Raw genomic sequence first — 15,349 nt, forward strand, 5'->3', positions numbered from 1 at the left:
CGAAAAGCCTAGCGCGCAGCCGGTTCCGCACGTTCGAGCTCGTAGACGGCGTGGGCCGCGGCCCGGCGCAGCTCGTGGTCGCAGAGCACGTCGGTGCTGTCGATGAACTGATCGACGCTGCCCACCAGCGGCAATCCGCGCACCGCGTCGTCGCTGACGCTCTCCCGCAGCGCGTTCGCGAAGCGCTCGGCGTGCAGCACCTGGAACGGCCGCTCGTGGTACGGGCGAGTGCGCGGATCGATGTCCTCGGTGAGACCGAGCTCGTTGTGCATGGCCGCGACCGCTTCGTAGGCCGTGGCGAGATGGTGCTCGCGTTCCCGCCAGCTGGTCGCGGCCAGAGCAGCGGTGAAGACCGGCGTCAGCTCCGCCGCCACGGGCAGCTGCGCGAAAGCGCTGCCGAGCCACTTGGCGTACGGCGGATACCGCCGCTTCATGAGCAGGCACAACCGCATCAGGTCGCGGACCAGCCGACCGGCCACGATCGCCGAGCCGATCCCGTCCCCCACTTCCCCGCACCGGCCGGTGAACGCCTCCTCCTGGCTGATCCGCTGCCACTGGCACGCCAGCAGGTAGCGCCACAGATCGTCCGGGTACCAGGCCAACCGCTCCCGCACCCGGTTCAGCAGGCCCAACCCGTCGTGGAAGACAGCACCGCGCGTGACCTCGGCCAACGTCTGGGCAGGTGTGGCGAGCCAGTCGAAGGCGGTGACCTCGCCGAGCGGATCGAACCCAAGGTGCCGCGTCGACCAGTCCCCGAGCTCAGCGACGACCACCCCGTGCTGCAGCGGCCCGCTGCCCATCCGCATGTGCCGCGCGCCATCGGCCCCGACAGGCTCGAGATTCGTGGGAAATCCCAGGAAGATCCGGGGCAACCGCTCAGCGAGCAGCTCCGGGATCGCAGCCCCGTGCTCCCGGAAATCCCGCTCCTCCAAGAACAGCTGCACCCGCGGTCCCCAGTTGTGATCGGTGGACCGCTCGGTGTCGAACCCGAGCACCTCCGAACCTCCGCCGATCAACGCAGCCGCGTGCGCGAGCCCGGGCAGCTCCTGCCCCAGCACCGGCAGAACGGCATCCAGGTAGAACCGCCGCGAGAGCTCCGCTCCAGCGATGAAATCACCGACCACGTTGACCAATGCTCCCAAACCGAGCCGACCGCGGCGACCGGTTTTCAGCCGCGGCCGAAGCGGAGTTCACCGCCGACATCGCTCGGCGCGTCCGGCCTAGGTGCTCGGCTCAGCGGTGAGGGAATCCAGTTGGGACAGGATCGACGGGTCGCTGATCTTCTCGTCCTCGGCGAGCAGGAGCACTTTGCTCAGAACTACGCTCGTCATCCGGTCCTCGTCCGAGAACGGCAGGAACAGGCGCCGGTGTGCCGTGGCGCCGAACGAAGCGGGCACCACGCAGAGGTGTCCACCCGGTTGGACGTGGATGCTGCCGCTGGTCAGGTGCACCCGGTACGTCGCACGGGTGCCGCGTACCACCGCCACGCGCCCCTCGACGGTGACTCGGTCCAGTCCCAGGTCCGCGATGAGCGCGGCGAGCAGCTGCGCCCGACTCGCCGCTTGCGCCTCGGACAGCTCCGCATCCGGCTCGATTCCAGCGACCGACACCACCAGGTCCAGGTCTCGCATGACTTCGGAGAGCACCACCGGCGGTACGTCACCCAGCGGAACGGGCGTGCCGCCGACGCGGCGGTGGGCGCCGGTCAGGAAGCGGAGTTCGCCGACGAGGACGGCCCCCATCCCGAAGTAGCCGTCGAACTCGCAGCGCAACGCGGCGGTGAGGCCGTCGCCGACGTCGCGGGTCGCCTGGTGGTCAGCGTGCTCGCCGTGGGTGGACCAGCCCCTGCCGGACAGCAGCTGGCCCGCCACCTTGCCGTTGACCTTCTGACCGGCGAACCTCCGCGACACCTCGCCCGCCGCCAGTTCGGCCGGAGTCAGCACGTACAACTCCCGGAACACCTGCTTGACGGGCTGCCGGAGGCGGCGCCGCACGATCTGCTCCTGCCAGTCGGCGAGCACCTGCCGCTCGTGCAGTTCGAGCGGGTGGACCGCTGTGACCGGGCCGGTGGTGTCGACTTGGTCGAGCAGGCCGATCACGTCGTTGCGGTCCCTCCAGAGCAGCGCGGGCAGCATCGCCGCACCGGCGGGCAGGGACAGCAGCCGGGCCAGCTCATCGGGCGCCAGCGCGCCTGCGGTGGCGACCAGCCGCTCCACCAGCCCGGTCCGCATCCGACGAGCCTGGTCCTGCAGTCGCTTCTGGTTCTCGCGCAGCTCTCGGTAGCCGGGGTCGGCGCGGACGGCAGCAGGCACCGACTTCAGCACCTTGCTCCCCCGGTTCACCGTCAGCGCCGGGTCGGCTCCGTCGAACCGCAGCGCGATCCGGTAGTCCCCGACCTCCGCTTCCATCGGGGTCTCGGTGGCGATTCGCGCCTCGCAGTCCCATTCGAGGCGACTCGCGTCCTCGAAACCCGCAACCTGCGCCAAGTGATCGAGGGCAACCTCGATCGCGGCGGCGTGGCTGTGCCTGCGGTTGGGACCGAGCTTGGGGCCTTTCTTCGCGGACTCGCGCAAGACCAGGTAGCGGTCGAGGACCGTCTCGTCCGGGGCGAGGGGCAGCAGCCCGAACGCGGCGATGCCCTGCAGCGCGTTGCGCTTGAACCGCGTCAGCACCTCGGCGCGGTTCCAACCCATGACCGCGGAGACCAGCTCGTTCGGTACGAACGCCAGCAGCTGCTGGGCGGCGTCCGCGCCGGCTTCCTCGATCGCGCCGAGGATGACGGCCCGGTCCTGACGAGTGACCGCGCCGGCGGGCATCGCACAGAGCAGGCGCAGCAACCGCGCGGCGCTTTCCAGACCGAACAGCGGCAACAACGCGTCGGCGTCACCAACGCCCAGTCGCCACCTGAATACCCGGCGCTGCTCCTCCACCGGCCGATCCCGCAGCAGGTCGAGCAGATCGGCGCGTTCCTCGTCGGTCAGTTCGGCTGCCCCGAGGTGGCCGGCCACCCGCGCGTCGCCGCGCCAGGCCAGCGCGGCCTGCACGAACCGCAAGCCGCGCGGTGCCAGCCCGTCGGGAAACTCGCGCCAGGCAGCGGGCGTTGGCGCGGAGACGAGTCGCCAGGTCAGCGCATCTACGTGGTCCCGCACCGCATCCGCGCAGCCGAGCGGCGAGCTGGTCGCGTCCTCGTCCAAGGGTGATCGGCCGGTGATGGCGTAGCCGAGGCGGCGGTCGTCGGCGAAGGCCCGTTCGACCACGGCGGCGTCCAGAGCGCCCGACTGGTGAAGCGCGTCGAGAATCCGCGCCACGGTCTTCCGGCGCAGGGCGCCGAGCGGCGTGAAGACGAGCACCCTCAGCAGGCGGATGTCGGCAGCGGCGATGGCCTTCTCCGCCACCTCGTCCAAGAACAGGTGCTGCCAGACGTCGCGCCCGAGGAACTCGGCCAGCAGGGCTTTCCGGCGAGCTGTCGGCCACGGCGCGGCGAGGAGATCGGTGACGTCGTCCGGTCGCCCGACCGGGAAGCTCGCGTCGTAGAGCTCGTCGAGCTCCGCGACGATGTCGCCCACGTGCGGTTTGAGGTTGCCCAGCAGCTCGTAATCGCCCCGCTCGATTCGAAGCAGTATCTCCGCCGCGGTCGCCCGCAGACCCGCCCGGTCATGGGCCTTCGCCGCGACCCGAGCCTGGTCCACCAGCGGCCGCAAGAGCTCGCGCTGTTCGCGAACGAGGTCGACGTAGCTCTCGGGGATGTCTCGCACCACCACGTTCAGCCTCCCGTCAGCGCGACCAGCCGGAGGAACACGACCGGTTCGCCGATCCGGAGCGTGATCTCCTCGTCCAGGCCGACGACCTGCCGTCCGCCGACGAAGACCACGAACGTGCCACGAGCGAAAGCCCGCCACGCCCTGGCGACCTCCTCGGCCACGTCCGGGTCCGCCATCTGCCGGGGCGGCCTGATCGCACCGGCGGCGGCCTGCGCCCGGAGCTCGTCGTCGGAGAGGAAGTGGCGATCGAGGATTCGCCGACAACGCGCGGCGTCAGCGCGCAGCTCCCGGACCTGCTCCTCGACCGCGTGCCGGATCAACTCCCGTGCTGTGGTGCGCTCTTCGGAGAGCCGGACCAGCACGGTCGGCAGACCATCGTCGAGCGTGCCGTTCCTTCGGCCGCGCACCTCGATTTCGATCACAGCAGTCACTCTATAGTTCGATGCCCTGGCGATCAGCCGGACTGGCGATGCGTCCGGCGAGAGGGTGGTCGACGCAACAGCCGGACGCCGTCGTGGTTGTCGACGTACGGCAGCGGCCCGGGCACCACGCTGAGCTCCGTCGGACCAGCCCCCAGCCTCGAAAACCCTTGCAACTCCTAGTGGGTTTCCGAGGCCTGGGTGTCTGGTGCACTCACGCGGACTGCATCTCCCGCATGATCGCGAGCTGGGCCTTCTGGCCGGACATCATGTCCTGCGCCATCTGGTTCAGGTCCTGGTCGCTGCCGTGCAGGATCACGTGCTGCAGCATCCCGACCGCGCCCTCGTGGTGCGGGATCATCAGGTCAAGGAACATCCGGTCGAAGTCGGGCCCGGACAGCGTCGCGAGCTGCTCCATCTCCTCCCGCGTCGCCATGCCCATGTGCTCGATCATCTCCGGCATGCCGAGCATTTCCTCGTACGCCGTCGGGGCATCGGTGACCGGCAGGCCGTTGCGCCCCTGCCAGCCCTGCAGCATCTTGATCTCCAGCCCCTGCTCGGTGCGGATGCGGTCCGCCAGCGACTTCAGGGCGGGGTCCGACGCGCGGTCCGGGGCCAGCTGAGACATCAGGATCGCCTGGTAGTGGTGCGGGACCATCATGGCGGCGAACTCGGTGTCGACGTCGTTGTACGCCCGCGTGTCCGCGTTCGCGGTCCCCGCACCGAGCAGGCCCGCCAGCAGCACCACCAGCAGTGCGAGTCTCCGTGGGAACATCATCTGCCATCCCTTCCGAACGGCCGGCCGCCGGGCCGGAACCCGGCCCGGCGGCAGACGGATCATTCGGGGTATGCGTACTGCGTCTGCGGGTTGAGGATGTCGAGCTTGACCTTGTCGGCCTCGTCCATGCCGGGTCCGGTCACCTTCATGACGTCCAGGCCGCGCGTGATGTCGCTGGAGTAGACGTGGCCGTTGTAGTAGTACGCCGACCACGAACCGCCCATGACCAGGTTGTTCTCGTCGACCGGGCCGCGGTCGAAGTAGCCGATCTCGGCGGGCGCCGTGGTGTCGGTGTAGTCGAAGAACGACACCCCGCCCTGGTACCAGGACTGCACGTAGACGTTGCGGCCCGGGATCGGGATCAGGTTCCCGTTGTGGGCCACGCAGTTCTCGGTGTCGGCCTGGTTGCGCGGGATCTTGAAGTAGCTCTGGAACTCCAGCCCGCGGTCGGCGCCCTCACCGGTGATGTTGTAGATCGCGTTCGCGCCGTGCGTCGGCCCGACCTCGTCGTTGCAGGTCGGCGCGCCACCGCCGCCGAGCTCGTCGGTGAACAGCACGCTCTTGCCGTCGTTGGTGAACGTCGCCGAGTGGTAGAACGCGAAGTTCGGGTCCTGCACGGTGGCGACCACCTGCGGCTTGACCGGGTCGGCGATGTCCAGCAGCACCCCGTCGCCCATGCACGCACCGCCGGCGAGGTCGAGCTCCGGGTAGACCGTGATGTCGTGGCAGCCCGCGGTGCCCGCCGCACCGCCGTCGGGGAACAGCACCGGCTCGGCGACGACCTTCGCATTGGCCGGGTTGCCCGCGGGCACGCCGATGATGGAGATGGAGTCGTGCGGCGGCTGGCAGTTCGGGAACGCCGGGTCCGGGTTGTAGGACGAGACGTAGATGAACACCTCACCGGGCTTCTTGCCCGGAACCATGGTGTTGGTGTGCGAACCGCAGCTGGTCTTGATGCCCTTGAGGTAGCGCGGGTTCGCGACGTCGCTGATGTCGAAGATCCGGACGCCCTCCCAGGCGTTCGGGTCCTCGTAGGAACCCTGCTGGCTCTGGCAGGTGTCGTCGGTGCGCGCGTAGTCCACCGACAGGAACAGCAGGTTGCCGTCCGGGCTCACCGACACATCGCCCTGCCCGCCCGGGCAGTGGGTCTGGGAGACGGTCTTCGGGGCCCCCGGATCGGAGATGTCGTAGACGGTGAAACCGTCGTAGCTGCCCTGGAACGCGTAGTTCTTGAAGAACGCCAGGTCGGTGTGGGTCGATTCGGCGAGAGGCCCTTGCCGCGGCACGTTGGCCAACGGCTGGACGTTGTCGCTGTGCTGCACGTCGTCGCCCGGTGGCTGCGCCCCGGCAGACGGCACCACCAGCGCCAGTCCCGCAACAGCTGCGGCCACGCCGAGCACGAGCGTCCTGCGGGATCGCCGCGGGCCACGTAACTCCAGCATCCGGTAAACCTCCCTGAACTCCCCGATCGAGGACTCGCCTGGGTTTTCCGGCGAAGATCGTGACACGTGCGAACGAAATCCAACAGGGAGCAGCGACCCGGTTACGCAGGACGACCACCCACGACGAACAACCGCCGTAACACGGATTGCCCCGCATGGGCCAGCAGTGAGATCGACGCAGCCTTTCCTGTGCTGAGGTGATCAGGCCGGGTCGCCGAAGACCTCCGCTCAGCTGGCGGCCGGGCGCTGTTCGTCCCGGCCGACTTCACCGTCGATGACGACGTGACCCGATCGTCGCGGTCGGCGGCGGCGCGATCAACAACGCCTCCAACCTCGGCGTGGCCGGCTTCCTCACGGTCGCCCCGTACGTGGCGGCCAAGCACGGCGTCGTGGGACTCACCCGCGCCGCGGCCCTCAGCACTACTGCCCTAGAGCAGGGCTGGCCCGCCTCCAGGTGCGCCAGCCACACATCGATTCGGACATAGAGACGGAAAGGTGATCTTCCAGTGCGGATTCTCGCAATACGATCCTAATGCGAGAGACGCAGAGCGGTGGGTGGGAAACGTGGTCACGGACCGGTACGTGCGAGAGCGGATGATGCTGTACGCCCAGAACAACCCCAAACGCTATGCGGGTTGGGCGGCGCTGATCGGCACGATCTTCGGCCTGCCGCTGGGAACGCTCCTCGCCGTGGTGCTCGAAGGGTGGCCGCTGCCCTGGCCTACTGCTCTTCTCCCGATCACCGGGATGGGAATCGCATGCGGTGCCTGCCCGGCGACGGTCATGTTCTACTCCCTCCGACGCATCAAACCGCTGCCCCCGGACACCGACCTGGCACAGCTGCGCACCGCGTTGAAGCTGGTGGGCGTAGGTGTTCCGGGCGCCGACCCGGCGACGAACGCTCTCGCCGCACGAGTCGCCGAGCAGACTCTGTCGTACCCCCAGTGGACGAAGACGATCACCGTCGGCTTCCTGGGCCTCACCGGTCTGGGTGTCTTCGTCACGGTGCAGAGGATCCAAGACGACAACGCAGAAGCCCTGCAATCCGGCGCCTTCACGCTCTACGCCGTGGCGGGCCTGGTCCTGACCCAGGTCATGGCAGCTCGCCAAAACCGCAACGCCACCAAACTCCGCGATGCAGTCCTGCACGACAACACCCCAAGACCCAACGAAGAACCAGAACGGTGATCTGAAGGGCGCCCCCGCACCGTGGGGGTCCGCGGGGGCTCGGCTCCTGCGGCAAGCACGCGGAACGTAAAAATGGCGAGCGCTCGCCATCTATTACGTGGAGCTGACGGGATTCGAACCCGTGACCCCTTGACTGCCAGTTCTTTTCAGTTTCCGCAACCTGGAAGAACGAGGCCGATCGGTGTTCGCATCCGTCGTGCTGACCTGCACGTTTCGCACGTGTCGCGGGCTTCGCGGTCCACGGATGGTCCACGGAGATGGCTGTAACAGTGGGGTTAGCCAGCTGGGTGAGCGATGTGAACCATCAGCACAATCTCGTGCGCGATCCACAACGCCAAGCCCGCGCCAACGACAACACGGAAGGCCGTCACGGTGTCGCTGTCCAGGACAGTGATCGTCCAATCCAGCGCATAGCCAAGCAACAGCGCGACACCGACCAGCAGGAAGAACGCCAATGCCAACTCACGGGTTCCGTGGCTCCCAGCGCAAAGGTTAGGCCGTCTACGGCACTCTCAGGGCGCGAACCATGCAACCTCAGCGAAGATCGAAAGTCATACGCACGCCCGAGCGGCTATCCCCGCTGTTTCAGCTCTGCACCATCCCCTTCTGCGCTTCCGGACCGCCAGAGCTCACCCTCGCTACGGTGGACGACATGGACGAGAAGACCCGGATTGCCCTGAAGAACTACGACTGGATGATCCGCAACCGCGGCCCCAAGGACGTCACTCTCGATTGGGATAGCGACACCTTGATTTACGGAGATGGCGGAGTGGACGTCAGCGAACTGCTGCAGCAGGGTTTCACACCCGCGACTGATTGACGTTTGCTCCCAGTTCGGTCATGGCGGGTGACAATGCCACGTGAAGCGTCACCCGACACAACCGCTGGCCAGACAGCAAAGGTGACAGGGTGACTGCGGTGACACGTCGTTTCGTGTCGCCTGCGGGGAGATCAGTCGCTCGTCACCCAATCCAGCGGTCGCTACGCTGGTGGGTGCTTCTTCGCGGAGGTAGGCGCCGGTCGACGGGGCCGGGGCGCGCGGAGGGGTCGACTTCGCGAAGTAGGTCTCCATGGCTGAGGTAATCGGGAAGAGGCTCCGCGAGATCCGCAGGGCTCGCGGCAAGTCGTTGACGGTCATCGCTGGTCTGGCAGGCATTTCCGCGTCATACCTGTCACGGCTGGAGTCCGGCGAGCGGGCGCTCGACCGGCGGTCGCTGGTGGTCGACCTGGCGAACGCGCTGGAAGTGGCTCCGAGCGAGCTGACCGACGTTCCGCTGGCCGTGCCGCGCGAGCGCAGCGACGACCATGCCCTCGCCCAAGTCCGGTTGGCGCTGCTCGCAACCAGCCTTGGTGAGCCTCGCGGCGAGGCACAGTCTTTCGAACAGCTGAGAGCACGAGTTCGGCATGTCCTGGGGGCTCTGAACGGTGCCGACAACACCCAGGCGGGCGCGGCATTGCCCGGCCTGATCCGAGATCTCCACACGACCGCGAACACGCGCCACGACGAGCCGGGCGTCCTCCGCTTGCTGGCGTTGACGCACATGCAGGGCACACAGGCGTGGCTGGTGACGATCGGGGCTCCGATGGACCTGTCGTGGCAGGCGGCAACGCTGGCACGGCAGGCCGCCGAGCAACTCGACGAACCTGTCTCGCTGGGAGTCAGTGCCTACGGCACCGCCCTCGGCCTGCTCTCTGCCGGTGCGTTCGACCTCGCAGCGCAGACGTTGTCCGACGTCGAACTACCGCTGGTGACCACCGAGGAAGTGCAGCTGGCAGGCTCACTCGCGCTGGCCTCATCGCTGGTGTCCGCCGCGCAGAAGGACCAAGCCGAGCGTGCGGCCGCGCTGGACCACGCCGCCGAACTTGCTGAGCGCACCGGCGAAACCAACTTGCTGGGCTTCGGATTCGGCCCGTCCAACGTCGCGGTTTGGCGCATGCAGTGCGCCCTGGAAGCGGGCGACCACGCCGAGGCCGCCGCCATCGCCGAGTCGGTCGACCCCGAAGCTCTCACGGTTCGCGCCCGGCAAGCGGTCTACTGGCGCGAGTACGGACGCGCCCTCGCGCGGCTGCCGAAACAACGCGACACCGCGGTCATGGTGCTCCGCCGCGCAGAGCAGATCTCACCGGAGCACGTCCACCGGCACCCGTTCACCTGCTCCACGCTCTCCGAGCTGGTAGCGCGGGCGAAGCGCGACGCAGTCGGCCGCGAGCTCCGCGGCATGGCCTACCGAGCCGGCCTGCACGTATAACCCGATCGAGTGTTTGCCTCAGTGGCAAAGTCTTCTCCGCCACCGCAACGATAGTTCGGGCATGCGCGAATCAGTGGGTGTCCTACTTGGACTGCTGTTCCGGTCATCGATCTCCGTTCCGTTGCCCATCGGGCGGTGGAGAGCTGCTCACCGGAACACGGGGCGGTGACCAGCGATGGGAACTCTCGGAGCATGGCGCCCGCACATGGCCCGGCGCCCCGGCGAAACACGTGAACAGCGCGGCGACCTCCTCTCCTGGTCCTGCTACCGCTGCGGCCAAGAAATCCGCAACCGCCAAAAGCTCAACATCCATGAAGAAGCCCACTCCAGGAACCACCCACCAGACGTCGCCCTCCTTGACTGGCAGTCAAGTGCGCCACAGTCCCATGCCCTGTCGTTCGAGGCGACCGATCCGGCTTCTGCCATGCCCGATCCCACGGAACACAGCGCCCAGAAAGGCAGGTGCTGAAGTGCTCGCGAAGCTGCTGCGCCGCTGGCGCAAGAACCGCGACTGGCGGCGCATGCGCCGCCGACGCGCACGGATCTATCTCTGAAGACCCGGCCGACCCACCCCCGACACCCTCGGGTCGGCCGCCGATCGGCGGGGCAGCGCCTCCCCCTCCCAACCTGCCCCGCCGATCACCAACCGACGAAACGCCGCCGCTGATGTCTCCCCGGGGCACAACGGCTCAGCGGATCGGCGGGACGAACCCGGCCACCGTCAGTCGAGGTTGAACGGGATGTTGTGCCACGGGCTGGACGGGTCGTTCAGCAGGATCCGGTGTGCCGCGACCACGGGGTGGTAGAACTCGCCGTACGACTCCTCGTCGAACCGCAGCACTCGGCCGAGGATGTAGCCGGCGGAGAAGTCCGCCCACGAGCTGTGCGCCTTGCGGCTCAGCTCGCCCGCTTCGAGGATCGCCTGCTCGGCCTCGTCGAATGTCAGGTACCGGGCGCTCAGCCCCCACCGGGCGAAGTTGACCGCGCGGCCGTAGTCGTATCCCAGCGTCGACGTGACCCGGCCATCCGGCGGCAGCACGCCGTCGGCGCGGAAACGCGATTCGTACCGCAGGATTCGCCCGATCAACTCCTGGATGGCGGGGATCCGGCCGGGGTCGTTGCCGAGCGCCAGGAACTGGTCGGCGCTGATCTTCCGCCACGCCTCCGCGTCGTCCTGCGCGCCTGGCCATCGCCGCGTCATCGCATTGCGAACGCCGAGCAAGAACTGGATCTCCGCCGGGCTGTTCACGCCTCGCAGGAGAAAGGAGAGCTGTCCGAGGCAACCGTCCCGGTCGGTGACGTTCCACGCGTCGCGCAGCACCAGCACGTCTTCCGCGTAGTGGTCGTAGCTGTCGCCGATGTCGTTCCAGACCACCTTGTTGTGCGTCGCGAGGAGGGCGCCGCACGCCAGGCCGTGCGCGAGCGGACCGTGGAGCGGTCCGGTGTACTCGGTGCGCAAGATCGCGTCCACATCGGCTCGCGGGGTGCTCTCCTTCAGAGCCTTCCAGCGTTTGCGCTGCTTGTGGACACCCGGAAAGTGCGCCTCCGTCGGCGTCCCCGGATTGACCACCACCCCGCGCCACTCCACGAGCACCCCGTCGACCCTGGACAACGGGAGCTCGACCGGGTGCGCCACCACGTCCGGGCGGCGCGGGAGCAGTGCCCCTCTGGTGTACACGGGAAGAAGCTTGCGACCATCCGGCCCGCGCAGGTACTGCCAGTGCGGCAACCCCAGCTTGCTGCTGTCGATCTGCGCCTTGGACGAATAGCTGAACATGTCGTTGGCGAGCAAGACCCGGAGATAACCGTCCCAGTCGCCGCGAACCTTCGCGGCGTACAGAGCACGCTCGACGTCGGTCGGTAACGGAGGACCACCAGGCTCGGTCCTGCCAGCACCAGTGATCATGTCCACCACAGCGGGGGACCCTATCAAGCCCGCTGAACTCGTCGGCAGGCTCAGATCGTCACCACCCAGGTGGTCAGCCGGCAACCACGAGCCCACCGTCGCCCAGGCCGGGAACGCCCCCGAGGTGTCGAGTGCTCCGCCCGCAACCACCGCACCGTAGGGGCCCGTGGGGGCTCGGCCCCCGTGACAAGCACGCGGAACGTAAAAATGGCGAGCGCTCCGCGAGCACTCGCCATCCATTACGTGGAGCTGACGGGATTCGAACCCGTGACCCCTTGACTGCCAGTCAAGTGCGCTACCAGCTGCGCCACAGCCCCTTGTTCTGTTGTTCGAGGTGTTCGGTCCGGGTTTCCGTCCCGCTCATCTCGTGTGTCAATACAGTACAACAGGCCTCCGGAGGCGCTTTCAGGGGGGTACCCCTAGTTGGATCTACCCCCGCTGACCTGCAGCTGGTACACCGAGGGTCGTGGCAACAGCACAGGGGGTTCGCCCTCCGCTGGTGGCGCCCGAGGTCGAGGGGGCTGCTCCGGAGCGGCGTCGCGAGATGCAGGAGCAGCGGCTGCGCCGGTTGGTCGATCGGTTGCTGGCCGCGGGTGGGGTGCAGGGCGGCCGGTTGCGGGACTGCGGGGTCGAACGGGGGGACGACGTCTCGCTCGACCAGTTGCACCGGTTGCCGTTCCTCGCGAAGGAGGACTTCTGGGAGTCCTACCCGTTCGGGATGCGCTCGGCTCCTGCCGAGGACGTCGTCTGCGTGCACGGGTCGTCGGGCACGGCCGGGCGGCAGACGCTGGTCGCCTACACCGCTCACGACGTGGACGTCTGGGCGCACGTGATGGCTCGTGCGCTGGGTGGGGCCGGTGTGACGCGGCGGAGCTTCGTGCACTGCTCGTACGGGTACGGGATGTTCACCGGCGGGCTCGGCGTGCACCACGGCGCGACGCGGCTCGGGGCCACCGTGCTGCCCGCCTCCAGCGGCGCCACCGACCGGCAGCTCCGGTTGATGCTGGACCTGCGGCCGGACGTGCTGTGCTGCACACCGTCGTACGCCATCTACCTCGGGGAGGCGTTCGCCGCGACCGGGATCACCGCCGAGCAGCTGTCGCTGCGGGTCGGGGTGTTCGGGGCGGAGCCGTGGACCGAGGAGATGCGGCAGGGCGTCGAGCGGCTGCTGGGGCTGCGGGCGATGAACATCTACGGGCTCACCGAGGTCATCGGGCCCGGGGTGGCGTGCGAGTCGCTGGATTCCGGCGGGTTGCTGAACATCGCCGAGGACCACTTCTACCCCGAGGTCGTCGGGCCGGACGGGCAGCCGCTGGCCGACGGGCAGCCCGGTGAGCTGGTGTTCACCACGCTGACCAAGACCGGCACGCCGCTGCTGCGCTACCGGACCGGTGACGTCGCCGCGCTGCACGGCCCGGCCGCCGGCTCGGCCCGGACGCTGCGGCGGATGAGCCGGGTGCTCGGGCGCACCGACGACATGCTGATCATCCGCGGCGTCAACGTGTTCCCATCGGAGGTCGAGGCCGTGCTGCTGGCCGATCCACGGGTCGCGCCGCACTACCTGATCGTCGAGGACCGCCGCGACCGGTCGCGGCCGGAGCTGCGGATCGCCGTCGAACCGCGCGACCCGCAGGGCGACGCCGAGGCCATCGAACGCGATCTCACGGCCGCGCTGCACGCCCGGCTCGGCCTCGGCTGCGTCGTGCGGGTGCTGCCGCCCGACCACATCCCGCGCTCCGAGACCGGCAAGGCCAGGCGGCTGGTGCGCTGGGACTACGGCGTCGTGCCGCTGCCCGGCCTGGAATGAGCTCCGTTTCCGCTGGTCAGTCCCCGTGAGCGTTTTGTGGCGCTATGGCACCACAAAACACTCACGGGCCGCAACCAGCGGAAACGGGCGGCTTCGCGAAGCGACCTGCTCAGCCGGCCGCGCGGCCGTTGGGGCCCGGCAGGCCCCGGGTGTTGGCCGCCTTGACGAACTCCGCGCGGGGGTCGTGCAGCTCGCCGAGCGCGACGACCTGGCGGCGGAACGGCAGCTCCAGCAGCCAGTCGCCGAGGATGCGCGCCTTGTGCGAGGCGGTCGGCATCTTCGCCAGGTGGTAGACGCGGTGCAGCAGCCAGGCCGGGAAGCCCTTGAGCTTCACGCCGTACACCTCCGCCGCGCCCTGGAACAGCCCCAGTCCGGCGACCGATCCCGCGTAGCGGTGCTTGTAGTCGGTCAGCGGTTCGCCGCGCAGCAGCGCCACGATGTTGTCCGCGAGCAACTTGGCCTGGCGCACCGCGTGCTGCGCGGACGGGCTGCACAGGGCGTCCGGGTCGCTGCTCGTCAGGTCCGGGACGGCCGCGCAGTCGCCGGCGGAGAACACGTTGTGGGTGCCGCGGACCTGCAGCTTCGCCGTGCACTCCACGCGGCCCTTGGTGTCGCGCGGCAGATCGCTGTCCTCCAGCATCGGATGCGGTTTGACGCCCGCCGTCCACACCACGGTGTCGGTGTCGAACTCGTCGCCGTCGGAGAGCACCACGTGCCCGTCCTCGAAGGACTTCGCCGTGGTGTTCAGCTTGACCTCGATGCCGCGCTCCTCCAGCCGCTGCCTGGTGTACTCGCTCATCGGCGGGCTGACCTCGGGCATGATCCGGCCCATCGCCTCGACCAGCACCCAGCGCATCTCCTGCGGCGACACCGGCGGGTAGCTGCGGATCGCGTAGCGGGCCATGCTCTCCAGCTCGGCCATCGCTTCGATCCCGGCGTAGCCGCCGCCGACGAACACGAACGTCAGCAACCGGCGCCGCAGCTGCTCGTCGCGGGTGCTGGCCGCGATGTCCAATCTGGACAGCACGTGGTTGCGCAGGTAGATCGCCTCGCCGATGGTCTTGAACCCGATACCCTGCTCGGCCAGCCCGGGAATGGGCAGCGCGCGGGAGATCGAGCCGGGCACCACGGCCAGGACGTCGTAGCTGACGTGCTCGACCTTGCCGTCGCCCAGCATCACCGTCAGCTCGCGCTGCGCGTGGTCGATGCTGGTGACCTGCGCGGTCAGCACCTGGCAGCCGCGCAGCGCCTCGCGCAGCGGCACCACCACGTGGCGCGGTTCCAGCGAGCCGGCCGCTGCTTCCGGCAGGAACGGCTGGTAGGTCATGTGCGGCTGGGTGTCGATCACGGTGACGGCGGCTTCGCCCGCGCGCAGCTTCCGCCGCAGCCGCAGCGCCATGGTCAGCCCGGCGTGGCCGCCACCGATGATCACGATGCGTGGCTGTTCAGGCATGCTGCGGCTCTCCCCTCGCTCCGGACCGGGTGCGCCGCGGGTCGACCTCGCGCTCGGGGTGGCGCCGCAAGTACTCCTGCTCCAGTTCGAAGGTGCGCGCCGTGTGCTCCCGGAGCGCGTCGGGCGAGCCGTGCAGGAAGGTCTCGTTGCGGGTCTGGTGCAGGTGGCGCAGCTCCCGCAGCAGCAGGTCCTCGGTCAGCTCGTATCCGGGTATTCCGGTCGTCGTGCTCATGTCGTCCTCCCGCTTCGGCAGGCAGGCGAACCGGCACGTCGTGGGCGTCACGACGTCCACGCCGGAGTACCCGGCGATCGGCGCCGGGACACCTGCGCGTCCAGATTGCGGCCG

13 protein-coding genes and 1 tRNA gene are annotated in these 15,349 nt (G+C 68.7%); 4 read left to right on the plus strand and 10 right to left on the minus strand.

The window, feature by feature from the left end; all coding sequences use genetic code 11:
• Positions 1–8: 8 nt before the first annotated feature.
• From ATL45_RS07180 to ATL45_RS07200, 5 genes are all read right to left on the minus strand, one after another.
• Positions 9–1,124: a DUF4037 domain-containing protein gene (locus ATL45_RS07180; protein WP_093153531.1), complete on the minus strand. Its 1,116-nt coding sequence runs from the start codon at positions 1,122–1,124 to the stop codon at positions 9–11.
• Between the two features lie 96 nt (positions 1,125–1,220).
• Complete coding sequence (locus ATL45_RS07185; protein ID WP_093153305.1) at positions 1,221–3,761, minus strand: DUF4132 domain-containing protein; 2,541 nt, start codon at positions 3,759–3,761, stop codon at positions 1,221–1,223.
• 2 nt (positions 3,762–3,763) lie between these two features.
• Positions 3,764–4,183, minus strand: a complete 420-nt coding sequence (locus tag ATL45_RS07190; RefSeq protein ID WP_093153302.1) for a hypothetical protein — start codon at positions 4,181–4,183, stop codon at positions 3,764–3,766.
• 211 nt (positions 4,184–4,394) lie between these two features.
• Complete coding sequence (locus ATL45_RS07195; protein ID WP_170210188.1) at positions 4,395–4,958, minus strand: DUF305 domain-containing protein; 564 nt, start codon at positions 4,956–4,958, stop codon at positions 4,395–4,397.
• A 59-nt stretch (positions 4,959–5,017) separates the two neighbouring features.
• Positions 5,018–6,400 (minus strand): LVIVD repeat-containing protein, encoded by a 1,383-nt coding sequence (locus ATL45_RS07200; protein WP_093153296.1) that lies wholly within the window; start codon positions 6,398–6,400, stop codon positions 5,018–5,020.
• 564 nt (positions 6,401–6,964) lie between these two features.
• Between ATL45_RS07200 and ATL45_RS07210 the strand changes: the two genes are divergently transcribed.
• Positions 6,965–7,588: a hypothetical protein gene (locus ATL45_RS07210; RefSeq protein ID WP_093153293.1), complete on the plus strand. Its 624-nt coding sequence runs from the start codon at positions 6,965–6,967 to the stop codon at positions 7,586–7,588.
• A gap of 275 nt (positions 7,589–7,863) precedes the next feature.
• Here ATL45_RS07210 and ATL45_RS07215 read toward each other — a convergent pair whose 3' ends face one another.
• Positions 7,864–8,049, minus strand: coding sequence for a hypothetical protein (locus ATL45_RS07215; protein ID WP_121505310.1), 186 nt, complete (start codon positions 8,047–8,049; stop codon positions 7,864–7,866).
• A gap of 191 nt (positions 8,050–8,240) precedes the next feature.
• Between ATL45_RS07215 and ATL45_RS38760 the strand changes: the two genes are divergently transcribed.
• Both ATL45_RS38760 and ATL45_RS07220 read left to right on the plus strand, forming a co-directional pair.
• Positions 8,241–8,408, plus strand: a complete 168-nt coding sequence (locus ATL45_RS38760; protein ID WP_170210189.1) for a hypothetical protein — start codon at positions 8,241–8,243, stop codon at positions 8,406–8,408.
• A 250-nt stretch (positions 8,409–8,658) separates the two neighbouring features.
• On the plus strand, positions 8,659–9,837 hold the full coding sequence (locus tag ATL45_RS07220; RefSeq protein WP_093153287.1) for a helix-turn-helix domain-containing protein: 1,179 nt from the start codon (positions 8,659–8,661) through the stop codon (positions 9,835–9,837).
• Between the two features lie 721 nt (positions 9,838–10,558).
• On the opposite strand, the gene ATL45_RS07230 is transcribed toward ATL45_RS07220, so the two are convergent.
• Positions 10,559–11,743 carry a DUF1266 domain-containing protein gene (locus tag ATL45_RS07230; RefSeq protein ID WP_170210190.1) on the minus strand — a complete coding sequence of 395 codons (1,185 nt, stop codon included), beginning with the start codon at positions 11,741–11,743 and terminating at the stop codon, positions 10,559–10,561.
• Between the two features lie 244 nt (positions 11,744–11,987).
• A tRNA-Ala gene (locus tag ATL45_RS07235) sits at positions 11,988–12,060 on the minus strand.
• Positions 12,061–12,209: 149 nt separating this feature from the next.
• On the opposite strand from ATL45_RS07235, the gene ATL45_RS07240 reads away from it, so the two are divergent.
• Positions 12,210–13,550, plus strand: coding sequence for a phenylacetate--CoA ligase family protein (locus ATL45_RS07240; RefSeq protein WP_246025204.1), 1,341 nt, complete (start codon positions 12,210–12,212; stop codon positions 13,548–13,550).
• A 109-nt stretch (positions 13,551–13,659) separates the two neighbouring features.
• On the opposite strand, the gene ATL45_RS07245 is transcribed toward ATL45_RS07240, so the two are convergent.
• Together ATL45_RS07245 and ATL45_RS07250 are read right to left on the minus strand one after the other, a co-directional pair.
• Positions 13,660–15,003 carry an NAD(P)/FAD-dependent oxidoreductase gene (locus tag ATL45_RS07245; RefSeq protein WP_093153278.1) on the minus strand — a complete coding sequence of 448 codons (1,344 nt, stop codon included), beginning with the start codon at positions 15,001–15,003 and terminating at the stop codon, positions 13,660–13,662.
• Entirely contained in the window at positions 14,996–15,286 is a 291-nt protein-coding gene (locus ATL45_RS07250; protein ID WP_246025205.1) for a DUF6158 family protein, read from the minus strand. The genes ATL45_RS07245 and ATL45_RS07250 overlap by 8 nt, the downstream gene beginning before the upstream one ends.
• Between the last annotated feature and the right edge of the window lie 63 nt (positions 15,287–15,349).

Origin of the sequence: Saccharopolyspora antimicrobica (assembly GCF_003635025.1) — a bacterium.
Taxonomy (GTDB): domain Bacteria; phylum Actinomycetota; class Actinomycetes; order Mycobacteriales; family Pseudonocardiaceae; genus Saccharopolyspora; species Saccharopolyspora antimicrobica.

Bases quoted from the DNA above. Each gene is read 5' to 3' on its own strand.
- ATL45_RS38760 (WP_170210189.1), top strand. From the start codon at position 8,241: ATGGACGAGAAGACCCGGATTGCCCTGAAGAACTACGACTGGATGATC.
- ATL45_RS07200 (WP_093153296.1), bottom strand. From the start codon at position 6,400: ATGCTGGAGTTACGTGGCCCGCGGCGATCCCGCAGGACGCTCGTGCTC.
- ATL45_RS07195 (WP_170210188.1), bottom strand. From the start codon at position 4,958: ATGATGTTCCCACGGAGACTCGCACTGCTGGTGGTGCTGCTGGCGGGC.
- ATL45_RS07230 (WP_170210190.1), bottom strand. From the start codon at position 11,743: ATGATCACTGGTGCTGGCAGGACCGAGCCTGGTGGTCCTCCGTTACCG.
- ATL45_RS07220 (WP_093153287.1), top strand. From the start codon at position 8,659: ATGGCTGAGGTAATCGGGAAGAGGCTCCGCGAGATCCGCAGGGCTCGC.
- ATL45_RS07245 (WP_093153278.1), bottom strand. From the start codon at position 15,003: ATGCCTGAACAGCCACGCATCGTGATCATCGGTGGCGGCCACGCCGGG.